This window comes from Streptomyces sp. NPDC047841, assembly GCF_040704085.1.
GTDB lineage: Bacteria > Actinomycetota > Actinomycetes > Streptomycetales > Streptomycetaceae > Streptomyces > Streptomyces argyrophylli.
In genome coordinates this window covers 302406-320355 of sequence record NZ_JBEYRP010000010.1, presented here as the reverse complement: position 1 = coordinate 320355, position 17950 = coordinate 302406, and the positions used below count along the sequence as shown (strand labels likewise).

General features: G+C 73.7%; 18 protein-coding genes and 1 riboswitch. Of the genes, 7 read left to right on the top strand and 11 right to left on the bottom strand.

What is annotated here, in order from left to right:
- The first annotated feature begins 18 nt into the window (after positions 1–18).
- Complete coding sequence (locus tag AB0947_RS18965; protein WP_366751459.1) at positions 19–651, top strand: sulfite oxidase-like oxidoreductase; 633 nt, start codon at positions 19–21, stop codon at positions 649–651.
- Between the two features lie 12 nt (positions 652–663).
- Here the strand turns inward: AB0947_RS18965 and AB0947_RS18960 are convergent, their stop codons facing one another.
- The 6 genes from AB0947_RS18960 to thiO all read right to left on the bottom strand — a co-directional run bounded on the left by AB0947_RS18960 (position 664) and on the right by thiO (position 6600).
- Positions 664–1212 carry a DUF4396 domain-containing protein gene (locus AB0947_RS18960; RefSeq protein WP_366751505.1) on the bottom strand — a complete coding sequence of 183 codons (549 nt, stop codon included), beginning with the start codon at positions 1210–1212 and terminating at the stop codon, positions 664–666.
- A gap of 72 nt (positions 1213–1284) precedes the next feature.
- Entirely contained in the window at positions 1285–2160 is an 876-nt protein-coding gene (locus AB0947_RS18955; protein ID WP_366751458.1) for a deoxyribonuclease IV, read from the bottom strand.
- 105 nt (positions 2161–2265) lie between these two features.
- Positions 2266–4239 carry a Stk1 family PASTA domain-containing Ser/Thr kinase gene (gene pknB, locus AB0947_RS18950; RefSeq protein WP_366751457.1) on the bottom strand — a complete coding sequence of 658 codons (1974 nt, stop codon included), beginning with the start codon at positions 4237–4239 and terminating at the stop codon, positions 2266–2268.
- Between the two features lie 127 nt (positions 4240–4366).
- Positions 4367–5161 carry a thiazole synthase gene (locus AB0947_RS18945; RefSeq protein WP_366751456.1) on the bottom strand — a complete coding sequence of 265 codons (795 nt, stop codon included), beginning with the start codon at positions 5159–5161 and terminating at the stop codon, positions 4367–4369.
- A 3-nt stretch (positions 5162–5164) separates the two neighbouring features.
- Positions 5165–5377 carry a sulfur carrier protein ThiS gene (gene thiS / locus AB0947_RS18940; RefSeq protein WP_030641983.1) on the bottom strand — a complete coding sequence of 71 codons (213 nt, stop codon included), beginning with the start codon at positions 5375–5377 and terminating at the stop codon, positions 5165–5167.
- Positions 5374–6600: a glycine oxidase ThiO gene (thiO, locus tag AB0947_RS18935; protein WP_366751455.1), complete on the bottom strand. Its 1227-nt coding sequence runs from the start codon at positions 6598–6600 to the stop codon at positions 5374–5376. The genes thiS and thiO overlap by 4 nt, the downstream gene beginning before the upstream one ends.
- A riboswitch (TPP riboswitch) is annotated at positions 6598–6709 on the bottom strand. (Overlaps the previous gene by 3 nt.)
- Before the next feature lie 53 nt (positions 6710–6762).
- Between thiO and AB0947_RS18930 the strand changes: the two genes are divergently transcribed.
- The 6 genes from AB0947_RS18930 to AB0947_RS18905 all read left to right on the top strand — a co-directional run bounded on the left by AB0947_RS18930 (position 6763) and on the right by AB0947_RS18905 (position 11592).
- Positions 6763–7113: a hypothetical protein gene (locus AB0947_RS18930; protein ID WP_366751454.1), complete on the top strand. Its 351-nt coding sequence runs from the start codon at positions 6763–6765 to the stop codon at positions 7111–7113.
- A 32-nt stretch (positions 7114–7145) separates the two neighbouring features.
- Positions 7146–8405, top strand: coding sequence for an FAD-dependent oxidoreductase (locus AB0947_RS18925; RefSeq protein ID WP_366751453.1), 1260 nt, complete (start codon positions 7146–7148; stop codon positions 8403–8405).
- Between the two features lie 37 nt (positions 8406–8442).
- On the top strand, positions 8443–8808 hold the full coding sequence (locus tag AB0947_RS18920) for an Rv2175c family DNA-binding protein (protein ID WP_366751452.1): 366 nt from the start codon (positions 8443–8445) through the stop codon (positions 8806–8808).
- Positions 8809–8900: 92 nt separating this feature from the next.
- Complete coding sequence (gene thiE / locus AB0947_RS18915) at positions 8901–9551, top strand: thiamine phosphate synthase (protein ID WP_366751451.1); 651 nt, start codon at positions 8901–8903, stop codon at positions 9549–9551.
- A 119-nt stretch (positions 9552–9670) separates the two neighbouring features.
- The gene (metF, locus tag AB0947_RS18910) at positions 9671–10594 is read left to right on the top strand and encodes a methylenetetrahydrofolate reductase [NAD(P)H] (protein WP_366751450.1); all 924 of its coding nucleotides are present in this window, start codon (positions 9671–9673) and stop codon (positions 10592–10594) included.
- A gap of 56 nt (positions 10595–10650) precedes the next feature.
- Positions 10651–11592, top strand: a complete 942-nt coding sequence (locus AB0947_RS18905; protein ID WP_366751449.1) for a hypothetical protein — start codon at positions 10651–10653, stop codon at positions 11590–11592.
- Positions 11593–11655: 63 nt separating this feature from the next.
- On the opposite strand, the gene AB0947_RS18900 is transcribed toward AB0947_RS18905, so the two are convergent.
- The 5 genes from AB0947_RS18900 to AB0947_RS18880 all read right to left on the bottom strand — a co-directional run bounded on the left by AB0947_RS18900 (position 11656) and on the right by AB0947_RS18880 (position 17822).
- Positions 11656–13191: an NAD(P)/FAD-dependent oxidoreductase gene (locus tag AB0947_RS18900; protein ID WP_366751448.1), complete on the bottom strand. Its 1536-nt coding sequence runs from the start codon at positions 13189–13191 to the stop codon at positions 11656–11658.
- 58 nt (positions 13192–13249) lie between these two features.
- A complete protein-coding gene (locus AB0947_RS18895; protein WP_366751447.1) occupies positions 13250–13852 on the bottom strand; it encodes a DUF4126 domain-containing protein in 603 nt (200 codons plus the stop codon).
- A 451-nt stretch (positions 13853–14303) separates the two neighbouring features.
- Positions 14304–14933 carry a TetR/AcrR family transcriptional regulator gene (locus AB0947_RS18890; RefSeq protein ID WP_103815274.1) on the bottom strand — a complete coding sequence of 210 codons (630 nt, stop codon included), beginning with the start codon at positions 14931–14933 and terminating at the stop codon, positions 14304–14306.
- 47 nt (positions 14934–14980) lie between these two features.
- Positions 14981–17065, bottom strand: a complete 2085-nt coding sequence (locus AB0947_RS18885) for a YhgE/Pip domain-containing protein (RefSeq protein ID WP_366751446.1) — start codon at positions 17063–17065, stop codon at positions 14981–14983.
- A complete protein-coding gene (locus tag AB0947_RS18880) occupies positions 17037–17822 on the bottom strand; it encodes an ATP-binding cassette domain-containing protein (RefSeq protein WP_366751445.1) in 786 nt (261 codons plus the stop codon). The genes AB0947_RS18885 and AB0947_RS18880 overlap by 29 nt, the downstream gene beginning before the upstream one ends.
- Between the last annotated feature and the right edge of the window lie 128 nt (positions 17823–17950).

Below are 17950 nucleotides of genomic sequence, written 5' to 3'. Positions count from 1 at the left end.
GTCTGTCAGGATGGATACATGGGTCATCCGGTGGAGCGAGGGTCTGGGGCGGCGGCAGGGTCCGAGCTTCCGCCGGGTCAGCGGCTCCAGCGGGGCTGGCCGGTCACGCACTACGGGCCGGTCCCGAAGTTCCGGCCCGAGCGCTGGGAGTTCGGTGTCTTCGGCGCCACCGCCGACGGTGACAAGCGCACCTGGGACCACGAGGAGTTCACGGCCCTGCCCTACACCACGGTGGTGGCCGATCTGCACTGCGTGACGAAGTTCAGCATGGTCGGCGCGGAGTGGGGCGGCATCCCGGCCCGCGTGATCGTGGACCTGGCCCCGCCCGCGCCGGACGTCACCCATGTGATGGTCTGGGCGGAGTACGGCTTCAGCTCGAACCTGCGTCTCACGGACTTCGTCTCCGACCGCACGATCTTCGCCACGCACAAGGACGGTGAGCTGCTCACCGCCGAGCACGGCTTCCCGGTCCGGCTGATCGTGCCCCACCTGTACGCCTGGAAGGGGCCCAAGTGGGTCCGGGGCGTGGAGTACATGACCGCCGACCGCCGCGGCTTCTGGGAGGAGCGCGGCTACCACAACGTCGGCGACCCCTGGAAGGAGCAGCGCTACTCCTACCAGGAGGAGCCCGGGGACGGCCCCGAGCTCTGATCCCCGGCCCGCTCAGTGGTGGTACCCGTGCACCACCGCGTGGCCCTTGCCCCGGCCGATCATCCACTTGTTGACCGGCGTGGTCACCATGAACGCGAGCACGAACGAGACCGCGAGCGAGATCCAGAACAGCGCGTCGCCCAGCGTGGCGTCCATCGCCGACGGCCAGACCAGGATCACCCCGTTGTCCATCAGCTCCATCACGGCGATGGACAGGGTGTCGGCGGCCAGCGCCACCCGGAAGGCCGTGCGGAAGCCGACGCCGGCCCGCCGGACCCCGCGCAGGGTGAGCGAGTAGCCGAAGACGAAGGCCAGGACGACCGCCAGCACCATGGTCGGCAGGTTGCCCCAGCCGAAGGCCGTGCCGGCGACCATGCCGAGCACCTCGCCGATGGCGCAGCCGGTCAGGCAGTGCAGGGTGGCCTGGACGGCCGTCGCCCAGGTGGCGGCGGGTGCGGGGTGCCGGCCCCGGTGGGCTTCGTGACCTTGGTGCTGTTCCCGGTGGCCCGCGCCGGCGGGCCCGTGGTGGTGTGCGTGTGCCGTGTGCGCCTCGTGCTCCATGACGACCCCCATGTCAGGTGACGGCTCCTGCGCCGACAGGAACCATATACCCCACGGGGGTATTCCCGGCGGTCAGTCCTCGCGCAGTGCCTTCAGCCGCGCCACGTCCGCCGCGTGCCCCTCCTTGCCGCCGGGCGTCTCGATGACCAGCGGCACGCCCTCGGTCGCGGGGTGGGTCATCAGCGCCCGGAACGGGTCCTCCCCGATATGGCCGGCGCCGATGTTCTCGTGCCGGTCCTTGTGGGCGCCCGCCACATCCTTGGAGTCGTTGGCGTGGATCAGCTTCAGCCGGCCCGGACCGACGGTGTCCACGAGCAGGTCCAGGGTCCGGTGCATGCCGTCCGGCCCCGTCAGGTCGTGCCCGGCGGCGAAGACGTGGCAGGTGTCCAGGCACACGCCCAGCTTCGGATGCGCGTCCAGCGCCTCGAAGTACGGCCCGAAGTCCCAGGTCCGCGAGCACAGCGAGGCGCCCTGCCCGGCGGTCGACTCCAGCAGCAGGAACGGGTCGTCGTCGTGGGTCAGCTCGTCCAGCAGCGGCAGCAGGCGCGCGCGCACCTGCTTCAGCGCGACCTCCCGCGTCCGGCCGCCGGTGGCGCTCCCGGTGTGCACCACGACACCCAGCGCGCCGATCTCCCGCCCGCGCCGCAGCGAGTGCCGCAGCGACTCCACCGACCGCTCCGCGGTCGCCTCGGTGTGCGAGCCGAAGTTGATCAGGTAGGGCGCGTGCACGTACGCCGGGACCGACTCCTCGGCGCAGGCCGCGCGGAACGCCTCGTCCTGCCGCGGGTTCCCGGCGGGCGTGGCCCAGCCGCGCGGATTGGCGACGAAGACCTGCACGGTCTCGGCCTTCAGGTCACGGGCGTACGACAGCCCGACGGAGTGCAGGCCGCCGGCCACGGGCACATGGCCGCCGACGGGGTTGCGGAGGGGGGACTGAACGGGACTCACCCGTCCAGGGTGTCATGTCCGCCCCAGTGCCCGGACCGCGCTCCCCGGTGAGACCGTCACCGGTGGCTGCTGATCACGGGTCACCCGAGTGCCCGTGATCGCCCGTCACCGGATGGTGATCGTTATCGTCGACCCCTCGGGCGCCTCGTCGCCGCCGTCCACCGACTGCTTCTTCACGGTGTCCCCGAACAGCCCCAGCAGCCCGCGGTCCTCCTTGACCTCGAAGCCGGCGTCCTCCAGGGCCTGGTGGGCGTCGTCCACGCTGTCGCCGACCACGTCCGGGACCTCGATCATCTCCGGGCCCTTGGACAGCGTCAGCGTCACCGTGTCGCCCTCGGCCGCCTGGTGACCGTCGTCCGGGCTCTGCGCGGCGACCTCGCCCTCGTCGTACTCGGAGTTGACCCGTTTGCCGGCCACCTCGACCTTCAGCCCGGCGTCCGTCAGCTCCTGCTTCGCGCTCTCCAGGTCGTCGCCGGTGACGTCCGGCACGTCGATCGGGCTGCCCTTGCTGACGATCAGCGCGATGGCCGAACCCGCGTGCCGCTCGGTGCCCGCCTCGGGTGCCGTACCGATCACCGAGCCCCTGGGGACGTCGTCGCTGAACTTCCGGGTGACCATGCCCGGCTCCAGGTCCTTCGCCTTCAGCCGCGCCCGCGCCCCGGCGAGCGACTGGCCCGCCACGTCCGGGACGTCCACCGTCTTCGGTCCCAGCGACACGGTCAGCGTCACGGAGTCGTGGTCCCGGATCCGCGCGCCGGGCGCCGGGTCGGTGCCGATCACCGTGCCGCGCTCGACCGTGTCGCTGTAGGCGCGCTCGACCTTCCCGACGTCCAGCCCGGCCGTCTCCAGCCGCTCCCTGGCCTGCGCCTCCGTCTTCGCCAGCAGCGGCGGCACCTTGGTGAACTGGCCGGAGTTGATGTACCAGACGCCGGCGCCGACGCCGAACACCACCAGCACGGCCGCGATCACCGCCAGCACCGCGCGCGGGGGCCGCGCCGGGCGCCGGCGGGGCGGCACGGGCGGGCTCCGGAACCGGGCGGTGCGGTCGACGCCGTCCCCGGCGCCGCCCTCGAACGCGTCCTCGTCCGCCGGCAGCGGCCGGGACGGGGGGTCCCCCGCGCGGGCGAAGCCGGGCACGGGGGAGGTCAGCGCGCGCGGGATGACGCTCGTGCGGTCCTCGGCGTTGTCGTGCGCCGCGGTCAGGGCCTGCGGCGGCAGCGCGTCCAGCTGCTCGTCGGTCAGCGACAGGTGGGCCTCGCGCACCTGGGCGAGCAGGGCCACGGCGTCGTGCGGCCGTATGTCCGGGGTGCGCGCGGTGGCCGACGCGACCAGCTCGTCCAGCTGGTACGGCAGGCCGGGCACGAGCGCCGAGGGCGGCGGCACGTCCTCGTGGAGGTGCTTGTACAGCACCTGGGCCGGGGAGTCGCCGGAGTGCGGCTTGGCGCCCGTCAGCATCTCGTACAGGACCACACCGCACGCGTACACGTCGGCGCGCGGATCGGTGGTGCCCTGCTCGATCTGCTCCGGCGCGAGGTAGGAGACGGTCCCGAGCACGGCACCCGTCGTGCTGGTCACCGTGTCCACGGAGCGCACCAGCCCGAAGTCGGCGACCTTGACCCGGCCGTCGTCGCCTATCAGCACGTTCTCGGGCTTCATGTCGCGGTGCACGAACCCGGCCCGGTGCGCGGCGCCGAGCGCGGCGAGCACCGGCTCCAGGACGTCCAGCGCGGCCCGCGGCTGCACCGCGCCCCGCTCGCGCAGCACGTCCCGCAGGGTGCAGCCGGCTATGTACTCCATCGCCAGGTAGACGTACGACCCGTCGGTCCCCTGGTCGAAGACCTGCACCACGTTGGGGTGGTCGAGCCGGGCGACGGACTTGGCCTCCCGGATGAACCGCTCGACGAACACGCCGTCGGCCGCGAGCGTCGGGTGCATCACCTTCAGCGCGAGCACACGGTCAAGGCGGGTGTCCAGGGCCCGGTAGACCGTGGCCATCCCGCCGGCCGCGATCCGCGCGTCGACGCGGTACCGGCCGTCGAGCACCTGCCCGACGAGGGGGTCCTGAAGGGTCGTATCCACGAGAGGCGAGTCTACGAGGGGGCACCGGCGGTTCCCGCGCCGAGACCGCTTTCCCACCAGCACTGCAGCCGACCTGTGACGCACCCACCACCCCGCGGCCGCCGGCCGGACGGCACCGCGGCACCGGTCAGAACGCGGGACGCTCGGGGTCCAGCACGGCCAGGCCCTCCGCGGGAGACGACGCCTCGGCGAGGTACCTGCGGGGAATCCGCCCGGCCCGCCGGGCCAGCCGGCCCCCCTCCACCGCGAGCCTCATGGCGCAGGCCATCAGCTCCGGCTCCTGGGCCCGCGTCACCGCTGAGGCGAGCATCACACCCGCGCACCCCAGCTCCATCGCCAACGCCGCGTCCGACGCCGTACCGGCCCCCGCGTCCAGGATCACCGGCACGCGCGCGTGCTCCACGATCAGCTGGAAGTTGTGGGGGTTGCGGATCCCGAGCCCGGACCCGATCGGCGACCCCAGCGGCATGACCGCGGCGCACCCCACGTCCTCCAGCTTGCGCGCGAGCACCGGATCGTCGTTCGTGTACGGCAGCACCGTGAACCCGTCGTCCACCAGCGTCTCCGCCGCCTCCAGCAGCTCCACCGGATCCGGCAGCAGCGTCCGCTCGTCGGCGATGACCTCCAGCTTCACCAGGTCCGTGCCCAGCGCCTCCCGGGCCAGCCGGGCGGTCAGCACGGCCTCGCCCGCGGTGAAGCAGCCGGCCGTGTTCGGCAGCACCCGGATGCCGAGCTTCTCCAGCACCGACAGCACCGAGCCGTGCACGGAGGGGTCCACCCGGCGCATCGCGACCGTGGTCAGTTCCGTACCGGAGGCGACCAGCGCCCGCTCCAGCACGTCCAGGCTGGGCGCCCCGCCCGTGCCCATGATCAGCCGGGAGGAGAAGGACAGGTCACCGAGGACCAGGGGATCACCGGTCATGGCTCAGCCTCCCTGCACGGCGGTGAGGACCTCGACCCGGTCGCCGTCGGCGAGGGCGGTCGTCGCCCACCGCGCGCGTGGGACGACCGTCTCGTTGACGGCGGCGGCCACCCCGCGCGGGGCGGCGGTGAGGGTCCGGACGAGGGTGTCGAGGGCGGTGCCCGGGGCGATCTCCCGGCGCTCCCCGTTGACGGAAATCATGACCGGGCTGTTCATACGGGCTGCTCCACCTCTTCCTTCTCTTCCCTCGTCTCCCCGTGCTCTTCCCTCGTCCCCACGCGCGCGGCGGCCTCTGCGGACGCGGCGCCGAACCGCCGCGGGGTGAACGGACGGGCCTCCTCCGGAAGCTCGCCGGTGACCAGCGCGTGCGCCAGCACGTCCCCGGTGACCGGCGTGAGCAGCACGCCGTTGCGGTAGTGCCCGGTGGCCAGCAGCAGCCCGGCCAGCCCGGACGGGCCGAGCAGCGGCGCGTTGTCCGGGGAGCCGGGGCGCAGCCCGGCCCGGGTCTCGGTCAGCGGCAGCTCGGTGATGCCGGGCACCAGCTCGTGCGCGTCGCGCAGCAGCTCGTACACGCCGCCGGCGGTGACCGTCGTGTCCCAGCCCAGCTCCTCGCTGGTGGCGCCGACGACCAGTTCGCCGTTCTCCCGCGGCACCAGATAGACCTGGCCGCCCCGCACCACGGCCCGCACGGTCCGGCTCAGGAACGGCGCGTACCGGCGCGGCACGGTCAGCCGCAGCACCTGCCCCTTCACCGGCCGCACCGGAGGCAGCAGCTCGTCCGGCACGCCCGCGAGCCGCCCGCTCAGGCTGCCGGCCGCGAGCACCACCCGGTCCGCGCGCAGAGCCGTGCCGTCCGCCGTGGTGGCCCCGGCGGCCCGGTCCCGCACCACGTCCAGCCGCTCCGCCCACGCCCGGTGGAACACCACACCGGCCCGCTCGCACGCGGCCACCAGGGCCGCCGCCAGCCGGCGCGGGTCGATCTGGTGGTCGCCGTCGACCCGCAGCCCGCCCCGCACCCCCGGCGCCAGCATCGGCTCCAGGCGCCGGCACTCCCGCCCCGACAGCCACTCCGAGGTGAGGCCCGCGCGCCGCTGGAGCGCGTGCAGCTCGCGCAGGTGGGCCCGGTCGTCGGCGTCCAGGGCGACGGCGAGGGTGCCGCAGCGGCGGTAGCCGAGGTCATGGCCGGTCAGTTCGGTCAGCTCGGCCGCGAAGGCGGGGTAGCGGCGGGCCGACTCCAGGTTCAGGGCGAGCAGGGTCTCCTCGCCGTAGTGCAGCTCGGTGACCGCGGCCAGCATCCCGGCCGCGACCTGCGCGGCCCCGCCGCCGGGTGCGGGGTCCACCACGGCCGTGGCCAGCCCGCGCTGCGCCGCGCGCCAGGCCGTGACCAGGCCGATGATCCCGCCCCCGATGACGAGGACGTCGGACGTACGTGACGACATGGGCGTCCAGCCCCTCCCTTCGCCGGCATGACCCGGATCAGGTTCGTACGGTCGGAGGCCGCCAGCCTCCCTCTCAGCCCGGTGCGTCCGGGCTCCCGCGAGTGCTTGTACGGTGGCAACCCTAGCCCGCCGTTCCTCCCACCCGTAAGGGAGCCCCGTTCCATGGCCCGTTCGCTCGACGGACTGATCCTCGCCCCCGTGGCGGACCAAGCCCCAGGTCAGGTGGGTACCCGCACACGGTTCGCGTACCACGAGGAGGACGGCGCGATCTGGGCGGAGTACGCGGGCGGCGACGTCGTGCGCGGCCACCTGGTCGGCACCCGCGAGGGCGACCGGCTGGACTTCCGGTACGTGCAGCTGAAGACCGACGGGACGACCTCCTCGGGGCACTGCGCGTCCACGGTCGTCGAGCTGCCGGACGGGCGGGTGCGCCTGGACGAGACCTGGGAGTGGGAGTCCCAGGCCGGCTCCGGCACGAGCGTGGTGGAGCAGGTCACCGAGCCCGCCCCCTGACTGACTCCTCGTCAATTGTCTATGGTGATCGGGTGAGCGAGCAGACAGCGCAAGAGGGCACGGCGGCGGCGCGGCGCGTGGTCGTCGTCGGCGCGGGCATGGCCGGGGTGCAGACCGCGGTCGCCCTGCGGGAGCAGGGTTTCCGGGGCGACGTGACCGTCATCGGCGCCGAGCCGCACCAGCCGTACGACCGGCCGCCGCTGTCGAAGGCGGTGCTGCTCGGCAAGGCCGAGGACTCCGCCTTCGAGGTGGACTTCGAGTCCCTCGGCGTCGAGCTGCGGCTCGGCTGCGAGGTGTACGGCGTGCGCCCCGCCGAGCGCGAGCTGGACACCGGGACGGGCCCGGTGCCGTACGACGTCCTGGTCCTCGCCACCGGCGCCGAACCGGTCCGGCTGCCCGGCACCGAGGGCATGCCCGGCGTGCACCTGCTGCGCACCCTGGACGACGCCGAACGGCTGCGCCCCGTGCTCGCCCGGCAGCACGACATCGTGGTCGTGGGCGCCGGCTGGATCGGCGCCGAGTTCGCCACCGCCGCCCGCGAGGCCGGCTGCGCGGTGACCGTCGTGGAGGCCGCCGGCCATCCGCTCGCCGGTGCCCTGCCCGCCGAGGTCGCCGCGCCCATGGCCGCCTGGTACGCCGAGGCGGGCGTGGAGCTGCGCGTCCACGCGCGCGTGGAGCGCGTCGAGCCCGGCGAGGTGGTGCTCGACGACGGAACCCGGCTGCCCGCGGACGCCGTCGTCGTCGGCATCGGCGCCCGCCCCGCCACCGGCTGGCTGGCCGGCTCCGGCATCGAGCTGGGCGCGCACGGCGAGGTCCTCACCGACGACCGCCTGTGCACCTCCGTGCCCGAGGTGTACGCCGTCGGCGACTGCGCCTCCTTCCCGTCCGCGCGCTACGGCGAGCGGCTCCTCGTCCACCACTGGGACAACGCCCTGCAGGGCCCGCGCACGGTCGCCGCGAACATCCTCGGCGAGACCCCGGCGGTCTACGACCCGGTGCCGTACTTCTGGTCCGAGCAGTTCGGCCGCTTCGTCCAGTACGCGGGTCACCACTCCGGGGCCGACCGGCTGGTGCGGCGCGGCGACCCGGCGGGCCCAGCCTGGACGGTCTGCTGGCTCCGCCAGGACCGCCTGGTGGCCCTCCTGGCCGTCGGCCGCCCCCGCGACCTGGCCCAGGGCCGCCGCCTGATCGAGGCGGGCCGGCGGATGGACCCCGAGGCGCTGACCGACCCGGCGCGGCCCCTGAAGAACGCCACGGCCGACCAGCACACCCTCCCGCCTGGACCTGCCTGACTTCCGACTGTCGGTGGGGGATGGCAGGCTAGGGAGCGTGACCGAGATTGACGCAAAGATCGATGCTCTCGTCCCCGCCTGGCTCACCCTGCCCGACATCGCCGACATGCTCGGTGTCGAGGTGACGCGTGTCCGGCAGCTGGTCAAGGAGGGCCAGCTCATCGCCGTACGCCGGGGTGAGAACAGGGCGCTGCACGTCCCCGCCGCCTTCATCGACGGGGACAAGGTCGTCAAGGGCCTGGCCGGGACCCTGACGCTCCTGCGGGACGACGGCTTCACGGTCGAAGAGATGATCGAATGGCTCTTCACCCCCGACCCGACCCTGCCCGGCACCCCCGCGCAGGCCCTGAGCGAGAATCGCGGCACGGAGGTGAAGCGCCGCGCCCAGGCGCTCGCCGTCTGAGCCGATCCGCAGCAGGCAGGTGGCGTGCGGGCCGGACGCCCGTACGCCACCGCGCACCACCGCCAGGGACACCGACCACGGGGGGACCCCGCATGTCCGACACCGCCCGCGCCGCGCTCGCCGACGCCCGCCTGTACCTGTGCACGGACGCCCGCACGCGCCAGGGCGACCTGCCGGAGTTCCTGGACGCGGTCCTGGCCGGCGGTGTCGACGTCGTGCAGCTGCGGGACAAGGGCATGGAGGCCGCCGAGGAGCTGGAGCACCTGGAGGTCTTCGCCGACGCCTGCGCCCGGCACGGCAAGCTGCTCGCGGTCAACGACCGGGCGGACGTCGCCCATGCCGCCCGCGCCGACGTGCTCCACCTCGGCCAGGGTGATCTCCCGGTCCCCGCGGCCCGGGCGATCCTCGGCGACCGGGTGCTGATAGGCCGCTCCACGCACGCCGAGGCGGAGGCCGCGGCCGCCGCCGTCCAGGACGGCGTGGACTACTTCTGCACCGGCCCCTGCTGGCCCACCCCCACCAAGCCCGGCCGCCACGCCCCCGGCCTGGACCTGGTCCGCTACACGGCGTCCCTCGGCACCGACCGCCCCTGGTTCGCCATCGGCGGCATCGACCTCGGCAACCTGGACCAGGTGCTCGACGCCGGGGCCCGCCGGGTGGTCGTGGTCCGCGCGATCACCGGGGCGGACGACCCGGGCGCGGCTGCGGCTGAGTTCGCGAAGCGGCTGCGGGACGCCCGCTAGGGCCTCCGAACGGCAGGTCCGAGGGCCGTTCTGTCCACCTGCTGGACAGGAGAGCGGCAAATCGGGCAAATTGCCGACATCCGGTTGGGGGACCGCCCACCCCTGGCTAACCTGCCGGTATGGCCCTCGGAACCGCATCCACCAGGACTGATCGCGCGCGCACCGTGCGCGACATCCTCGCCACCGGCAAGACGACGTACTCGTTCGAGTTCTCGGCGCCGAAGACCCCGAAGGGCGAGCGGAACCTGTGGAGCGCGCTCCGGCGGGTCGAGGCGGTCGCCCCCGACTTCGTCTCCGTGACCTACGGCGCCGGCGGATCCACCCGCGCGGGCACGGTCAAGGAGACCCAGCAGATCGTCGCGGACACCACGCTGACCCCGGTCGCCCACCTCACCGCGGTCGACCACTCCATCGCCGAGCTGCGCAACATCATCGGCCAGTACGCGGACGCCGGCATCCGCAACATGCTCGCCGTGCGCGGCGACCCGCCCGGCGACCCGATGGGCGAGTGGGTGCCGCACCCCCGCGGCCTGACCTACGCGGCCGAACTCGTCCGGCTCATCAAGGAGTCGGGCGACTTCTGCGTGGGCGTCGCCGCGTTCCCGGAGATGCACCCGCGCTCCGCGGACTGGGACACCGACGTCGCCCACTTCGTGGACAAGTGCCGTGCGGGCGCCGACTACGCCATCACGCAGATGTTCTTCCAGCCGGAGTCGTATCTGCGCCTGCGCGACCGCGTGGCGGCCGCGGGCTGCGGGACGCCGGTCATCCCGGAAATCCTGCCGGTCACCAGTGTGAAGATGCTGGAACGGTTGCCGAAGCTCAGCAACGCCCTTGTCCCGGACGCCCTGAAAGAGCGGATCCTCACAGCGAAGGACGATCCGGCGGCGGTACGCTCCATCGGTATCGACTTCGCCACGGAGTTCTGCGCGCGGCTGCTGGCCGAGGGAGTGCCCGGACTGCACTTCATCACGCTCAACAACTCCACGGCGACCCTGGAAATCTACGAGAACCTGGGCCTGCACCACCCCCCGCAGGCCTAGACCGGCCGCATCGCGATACGACACACTGCGTAGCGGCCACTGGGAGAGGGGCGTACATGGGCTGGACGGTCCTCTACATTGCGTTCGGCGGCGTCGCGCTGTGGCTGCTGGGCGAGGTACTGCTGCAGTACAAGGCGCGGCTGCGCTGGCGCCTCCTCGCCTTCGGCGGCTTCCTCGGCGTCGTGGTGGGCGTGCTGATGCCGTCCGTCATCGTGATCGGGCTGGGCGCGATCGCCTTCGCGGTCGGCCAGACCTACGTCACGCTGTCGTTCCGCCGCGGCTTCGCCTCCGGCTGGGCGGTCAAGCGGCCCGGCCCCGAGGCGGCGGCCGGCAGCAAGCGGCGCCGCGGCCGGGCGGACCGGCACGCGCCGGACCCGCAGGGCGCCGACCCCGAGTCCGCCCCGGCGGCCGACGACGGCGACCCCGGCGCCACCGGCCACGAGCCCTACGGCCACGGCCAGGCGCACGGCGACTACGACGACGACTACGACCGCGACGACGTCTTCACCCCCGCCGCCCGCGCGGCCGACCCCACCGCCGCCGAGACCACCGCCGTCTACGAGCCGCAGCCCCTCCCCGACGACACCGGCAACTACGGCGTGTACGGCGACCCCGCGCACGCGCACCCCGCCCCGCAGGGCGACCAGCCGAGCTACGCCTACGACTACTCCGGCTACGGCCAGCCGCAGGGCTACGCCTACGACGGCGCGGCCCAGCAGGGGTACGCCAACTACTCCGACCCGTACATCGGCAGCCAGCCCCACGGCTCCTACGACCAGGGATACGCCCAGCAGTACGGTCAGCAGCAGGGCTACGCGCAGGACCCGTACGCCACCGGCGGTTACGGCGAGACCCCGGCCGGCGGGGTGTGGGTGCCGCAGCAGCGCACCGACGAGACCTACGGCGGCGAACTCCCGCAGGAACAGCCGTATCCCCACCAGCAGGGCGGGCAGCAGCCGCAGTCCGGGGCCGGCTACGACGAGCAGTACCGCTTCTGACGGTCGGGCCCTGGGCCTCACCCGGGCCCGTCCAGCGTGAACCCGCCGTTCACCGGCGCCCGTTCACTGCGAGCCGCGGAACTCCGGGCCCTCCACGATCAGGCCGGCCACCAGCGCGCCCGACATGCCGGCGTGCGGGAGGCCGCCGCCCGGGTGGGACCAGCCGCCGACGGCGAACAGGCCCTCCAGGGCCGTGGAGTTGGCCGGATGCAGCACCCCCTCCGGCGCGGCCAGCGCGGGCGGCGGCACGGCACCGCCCACGGCTCCCGTCTCCCGCTCGGTGTCCAGCGGCGTGCGGACCTCGCGCCACAGCACCCGCTCGCGCAGCCCCGGCACGGCCCGCTCGGCGGCGGCGGCCATCCGGTCCGCGAAGGCGTCGGCGGCACCGGGCGCCGCCCAGTCGTACTCCGTCGCCGAGGGCACCGTCGCCGTCAGCACCACGCTCTCGTGCTCCCCGTCGGGGCGCAGGGCCGGGTCGTCCGGCCGGTCGACGACGGTCGTCGGCAGGTCGGGCAGCAGCCCGTGCCGCAGCAGATCCAGATCGCCCTCGTCGTCGGCCGCGTGCACCACCGTGCGGTGCACCGCGCCCGGCTCCCGTGCCCCGCGCAGCGCCAGGCACACGACCACCCGGCCCGGATACCGGTCCTCCGGCCGGGGCGCGACGGCCTCGGCGCCGTACACCTGCCGGCCCGTCAGGCCGCGCAGTCTCCACGGGCCCTGGCCGACCACGAAGTCCGCCTCGGCCACCGTCCCTCCCCCGGAGCCGGGCGCCCGGGAGGTGTCCCCGGCCAGCTCCACCCCGGCCGCCCGGCCGTCCTTCTCCAGGATCCGGGTCACCTCGGCGCCGAACACGAACTCCACCCGCCGTTCCCGGCACCGCTCGTACACCGCGTCCGCCAGCTCCCGGATGCCGCCGCGCACGTACCAGGTGCCGAAGGCGTGCTCCATGTAGGGCAGCACGGCCGCGCTCGCCGGGGCGGTGCCCGGGTCGACGCCGTACGCGAGCGCGTACCCGTCCAGCAGCTGTGCCAGCCGGGGGTCGCGCAGTTCCCGCCTGCCGATCTCGGACAGACTGGCCACGCGGCGCCTGCCCAGCAGCCGCTTGTACGTGGTGCCGGGATACGGCTCCTTGCCGGCCAGCACCTGCCAGTTGGGCCACAGCGGCTCCTCCAGCAGCGGCCGGCGGGTGCGGTCCCAGGCCTCGCGGGCCCGCACCAGGAAGTCGCCCCAGCGCTCGCCCGCCCCCGCGCCCAGCGCCTCGTCCAGGGCCGCGACGACGCCGGCGCGGGAGGCGTTGGGCAGGGACACCCGCGTGCCGTCCGCGAAGACGTGCCGCGCGGACGGGTCGACCTGGACCAGCTCGACGCGGTCCTCCAGCGGTTCCCTGCCGGTCTTGACGAACAGGTCGCGGTACACGGCGGGCAGCGTCAGCAGTCCCGGGCCCGTGTCGAAGCGGAACCCGTCCCGCTCGAACCGGCGCACCGCGCCGCCGTACGTCTCCGTCCGTTCGTACACCGTCACCCGGTGGCCCGCGACGGCCAGCCGGGCGGCAGCCGCCATCGCGCCCATCCCGGCGCCGATCACCGCAATCCGTGCCATGCCCGTGACTTTATCGACCGCCACCGACAGCCCGGCCGCGGGGCGGCTCAGGCGCAGGTCAGGGGGCCCGCGAGGCGAGACGCCGCTCCTCCCGGCGCTGGGCCCGGCGCCGCAGGAAGCGGCGGATGCGGGAGACGAGGAACAGCAGGGTCGCCAGCCCGCCGGCCAGCAGGACGGCCGCGATGACCGCCGCCGCCTCCGGGTGGAACACCGCGAACGTGACGATGCCCCCGACCCCGAGGTCCTCGGCGAGGCTCAGCGCGATGTTGCTGAACGGCTCGGGCGAGGTGTTGACCGCCATCCGCGTCCCGGCCTTCACGGCGTGGCTGGCCAGCGCCGTCGAACCGCCGATCAGGCCGGCCGCCACATCGGAGAGCGAGCCGCTCTGCCCGGCGAGCAGCGCCCCGACCCAGGCACCGGCGAGCGGACGGACCACCGTGTGCACGGAGTCCCACAGCGAGTCGACGTAGGGGATCTTGTCGGCGACGGCCTCGCACAGGAACAGCGCGCCCGCGACGATCAGCACCTCGGGGCGCTGCAACGTCTGCGGGACGTCGTCGGCGACCCCGGTCGCGCCGAAGAGGCCGAGCAGCAGCACCACCGCGTAGGCGTTGACGCCGCTGGCCCAGCCGCTCGTGAAGACCAGAGGGAGTACGGACACGCACGCGATCGTAGCCAGACGCCGGAGCACAGGCGCGGGCACGCGCGCGGACGGCTGAGTACGCGTACTCAGACGGCCAGATGAGTACGCGCGCGGATGGGCCGGAACCCGTGCGGACGGGAGAGTGGAGGCACGGCAGAGGGGGGCGGCCCGGCACCGCCGGCACGGGGCGGCGGAACGGCGCCCGCCCCCTGGCCGCTCCTTCCGCCGATCCGTCGGCGGAAGCGAGGCACGGGGGCCTCGGGGGACGACCACCACGGGGGTCCGCGACGGGGAGCCCGTACCGGGGAGTACGGGAGGGAAGTACGGGGGAGCCACCGGGAGGAACGGGGGAGAACGGGGGAACCCCGGTGGCGGCACGGGGAAAGGGGAAGGCGCCGGTCCACAGCGGACCGGCGCCTTCCGCGTGCGCTTTCCGGGCCGGGTGCGCCTCCCGGGCCGGGCGCACCGCTCAGACCTTGCCGCTGACCCGCCCCTGGAGCAGCCGGGACAGGGCCGCGTGCACGTCGTCCAGGGAGCGCTCCGGCTGGAACGACTTCCAGTCCAGCGCGGCCACCAGGACCATGCCGACCAGTGCCGCCGCCGTCAGCTGGACATCGATCTCGTCGCTGAACTCGCCCGCCGCCACGCCTTCGCGCAGCACGCCCTCCACCACCGCGACCGCCTCCTGCCGCACCACCATCAAGGTGGACTGCCAGGCCCGGTTGGTGCGCCACAGCTCGGCGACGTACAGCTGGGTGAAGGCCGGGTAGCGGTCGATGAAGACCAGTCCCGCGCGGATCATCGCGTCCAGCGCGTCCACCTTGCCGCGGCCCTCGCGTGCCGCCTGCTCGGCCGCTTCCTTCAGGGAGGCGGTGAGCAGGCCGACGCCGTGCCTGAGCAGCTCCTCGAAGAGAACGGACTTGCTCGCGAAGTTGTAGTAGACCGTGCCCTTCGCGACCCCGGCCCGCTCGGCGATCTCGTCCACCGTGGTCGCGGAGAAGCCCTGCTCGGCGATGAGCGTGACGGCCGCCTCGTAGAGCTTCTGCCGGGTGGCCTCGCGGCGCGTGCTGCCGCCGGCCTTGGCGCTGCTGCTTTCCATGGCCCCGATTCTCACAGGTACGCGCGCGTGCGGGCGCTCGCCCCGGATCACAGGCTCAGCTCCGGGTGCAGCCGGGCCGGGGTCCACACCTGGCTGCGGCGGGCCGCGAGGGCGGTCAGCGCGAGGGCGCCCGCGGTGAATGCCCCGAGCACGCCGCACGCCAGCCATACCGGGCCGAGTCCGCCGCCCGTGATCAGCCGGCGCAGTGCCTCCACGATGTAGCTCATCGGCAGGAACGGGTGGATGGCGTTGAAGAACCCCGGGCTGGTCTGGACGGGATAGGTGCCGCCCGCCGAGGTCAGCTGGAGCATCAGCAGCGCGAGCACGAGGATCCGGCCGGCCGCGCCGAAACGGGCGTTCAGCCACTGCACGATCGCCGCGAAACAGGCGGTGACCAGGAACAGGAAGCCGATCGTGCCGGCCGCCCGCAGCATCTGGAGGCCGACCGCCCAGTGCAGCACGGCCATCAGGGCGGCCACCTGGAGCACGCCCACCGCGACCACCGGCAGCCAGCCGGCGAACGCGATCCGCCAGGCGGAGGCGCCGGCCGCCAGCGCCCGCCGGTTCAGCGGCGGGATCAGCATGTAGGCCACCATCGCGCCGACCCACAGCGACAGCGGGATGAAGTAGGGGGCGAAGCCGGTGCCGTAGTTCGGTGCCCTGTGCAGGTCGTGCGAGGCGAGCTGGACCGGGTCGGCCATCACGCCGGTGCGCCGGTCGCGGTCCTGCTTGTCGTAGTCCGGGATCTTCCGCGCGCCCGAGTGCAGTCCGCCGGCGAGCTTCCCGGAGCCGTCGGACAGCTTGTACAGGCCGCCGTTGAGGGTCTCGGCGCCCGACTCCGCGGTGCCGATGCCCTTGTCGAGGGCGACCGCGCCGGTGTGGGCGGTGCCCAGCCCGGTGTGCAGCTTCTCGGCGCCGGCGGCGACCTGGTGGGCGCCGGTGTTCAGCTCGTCGATCTTCTTGACGGCGTCCTCGGCGTCCTCGGACAGGTGCGGTGCGCGCTCGGCGAGGGCGTCGGCCTGCTTCTGGAGCGCGCCCAGGTTGTCCCGCATCGTCTTCAGGTCGCCGTCCTGGTCGGCGATCAGCGTGTTCAGGTCGTCGGCGACGGTGGCCACCTCGGCGGCGGCCGTCCTGGCCCGTTTCAGCTCGGGGCAGGCCGGGTCGGGGACCGTCGCGCCCTCGCAGCGCCGGTCGTACACCTCGTCCAGGACGGCGGAGGAGGCGTGCGCGGTCTTCGCGGCGCCCGGCGCGAGCTTCACCAGCACGTCCAGGTTGTCCTTGACCGCCTTGGCCGAGTCGGAGACCAGCCGGGCGGTGTCCCCGATGGTCTTCTCGTTGTGCTTCAGGAACGGGCCCGCCTGGGCGTAGACGCCGTCGACCTTGTCGGCGAGCGCCTGGGTGCCGTCGGCGACCTGCCGCGAGCCCTCCTGGAGGTCGCCCGAGCCGGTGTCGAGCTTCTTCAGGCCCTTGGCCAGCTTGCCGCTGCCGCCCTTGGCGTCCTTCAGCCCGTCCGCGAGGTCCTTGGAGCCCTTCTCCGCCTTCCCGATCCCGCTGTTCAGCCGGTCGGCGCCCCGCGCGGCCGTGACGGTCTCGTCGTGGATGTCGGAGAAGGACACGAAGATCTTGTCCAGGAAGCTCCGGGAGGCCTTGGTGGACGCGGCCGAGCGCACCTCGTTGAAGACCGTGCGGGAGATCTGGCCGACGATGTAGTTGTTCGCGTCGTTGGTGCGCACCCGCAGGGCGCCGGTCTCCGGGGAGTCGCCCGAACTGGACGCGATCCGGCGGCTGAAGTCGGTTGGCATGGTCAGCGACAGGTAGTAGGTGCCGTCCTCGACGCCCGCGCGGGCCTGTTCGTCGCTCACCTCGTGCCACTCGAAGGTCCGGCTGTCGCGCAGCCCGTCGACGATGTCGTCACCGGCGGTGATCTTCTTCCCGCCCGCCGTGGCGCCCTTGTCGTCGTTCACCAGGGCCACCGGGATGCGGTCCAGACGGCCGTACGGGTCCCAGAACGACCACAGGTACAGGGCGCCGTAGAGCAGGGGCAGCACGAGCAGGGCGACGAGGGCGGCCCGGGGGAGCCTGCCCCGCCCGAAGCGCCTGAGCTCAAGCGCGGCCAGCCTCGGTGAGCGCATCACCGGCGTCCTCCTTCTCCGGCTCGGTCGAGACGCTGACGCAGTCCTCGGGAGCGGTGCGGCACACGGCCAGGACCGTCGTGCCCGCGCGCGCGAGGCACCGCAACCGGTCCCAGACCTCGGCGCGTTCGGCGTCCGAGAGCTTCATGTCGACGTCGTCCACCCCGAGCAGCAGGGGCCGGCCGAGCAGGGCCAGCGCGAGGGACAGGCGCAGCTCCTGCGGCCGTTCCAGGTCGCGTACGGCCGTCCGGGAGCCCTTCGGGAGCGTCTCCAGGTCGAGTCCGGCGGCGGCCAGGGCCGCGTCGACGCGCAGCCGCGCCTCGTACGCGCGCTGGGCCCGGGGCCGCAGCAGTTGGCGCAGGGAGTCACCGAACCGGCTTTGCAACAGCGCCCGTTCGCGCAGGTGCTCGCCGACGGTGAGGGCCGGCTCCAGGTCGGTCACGCCGGTCACGTTCGCCACCGCGCCGACACGGCGCAGGGCCGCCATCTGACGGGGGAGTTTGAACCCGGCGACGGCGGCCACTCCCTCGGTGGGCTTCATCCGTCCCGTGAGTGCGAGCAGCAGACACGTGCGGCCGGAGCCTGACGGTCCCTCGATCGCGATCAGCGAGCCGGGCCCCGCGTCCAGGGTGACGCCGCGGAAGGCCCATCCCCGCGGCCCCTTGAGCCCGAGCGCCTCGGTCCTGACCGCGGCGCCGGCCGCGGCGCCCGCGCCGGCGGTTCCGTCCGCGCCGGCCGTTGTGTGTACGTCCTCCACAAGCCCCCCTGCCGCCTGGGCCGTAATTGAACTGACTGGTCAGTGCAAAAATACGCCCGAACCTACGATCGAGGCAAAAGCCCAGGTCACAACGGATTGTCAGTGGCATACCGCACGATGGGCACATA

Excerpts from the sequence above, each read along its gene's own strand:
- AB0947_RS18965 (WP_366751459.1), top strand. The coding sequence starts at position 19 with ATGGGTCATCCGGTGGAGCGAGGGTCTGGGGCGGCGGCAGGGTCCGAG.
- AB0947_RS18885 (WP_366751446.1), bottom strand. The coding sequence starts at position 17,065 with ATGCGCTCACCGAGGCTGGCCGCGCTTGAGCTCAGGCGCTTCGGGCGG.
- thiE (WP_366751451.1), top strand. The coding sequence starts at position 8,901 with ATGTCCGACACCGCCCGCGCCGCGCTCGCCGACGCCCGCCTGTACCTG.
- AB0947_RS18905 (WP_366751449.1), top strand. The coding sequence starts at position 10,651 with ATGGGCTGGACGGTCCTCTACATTGCGTTCGGCGGCGTCGCGCTGTGG.
- thiO (WP_366751455.1), bottom strand. The coding sequence starts at position 6,600 with ATGTCGTCACGTACGTCCGACGTCCTCGTCATCGGGGGCGGGATCATC.
- AB0947_RS18890 (WP_103815274.1), bottom strand. The coding sequence starts at position 14,933 with ATGGAAAGCAGCAGCGCCAAGGCCGGCGGCAGCACGCGCCGCGAGGCC.
- AB0947_RS18960 (WP_366751505.1), bottom strand. The coding sequence starts at position 1,212 with ATGGAGCACGAGGCGCACACGGCACACGCACACCACCACGGGCCCGCC.
- metF (WP_366751450.1), top strand. The coding sequence starts at position 9,671 with ATGGCCCTCGGAACCGCATCCACCAGGACTGATCGCGCGCGCACCGTG.
- AB0947_RS18900 (WP_366751448.1), bottom strand. The coding sequence starts at position 13,191 with ATGGCACGGATTGCGGTGATCGGCGCCGGGATGGGCGCGATGGCGGCT.
- AB0947_RS18945 (WP_366751456.1), bottom strand. The coding sequence starts at position 5,161 with ATGACCGGTGATCCCCTGGTCCTCGGTGACCTGTCCTTCTCCTCCCGG.
- AB0947_RS18930 (WP_366751454.1), top strand. The coding sequence starts at position 6,763 with ATGGCCCGTTCGCTCGACGGACTGATCCTCGCCCCCGTGGCGGACCAA.
- thiS (WP_030641983.1), bottom strand. The coding sequence starts at position 5,377 with ATGAACAGCCCGGTCATGATTTCCGTCAACGGGGAGCGCCGGGAGATC.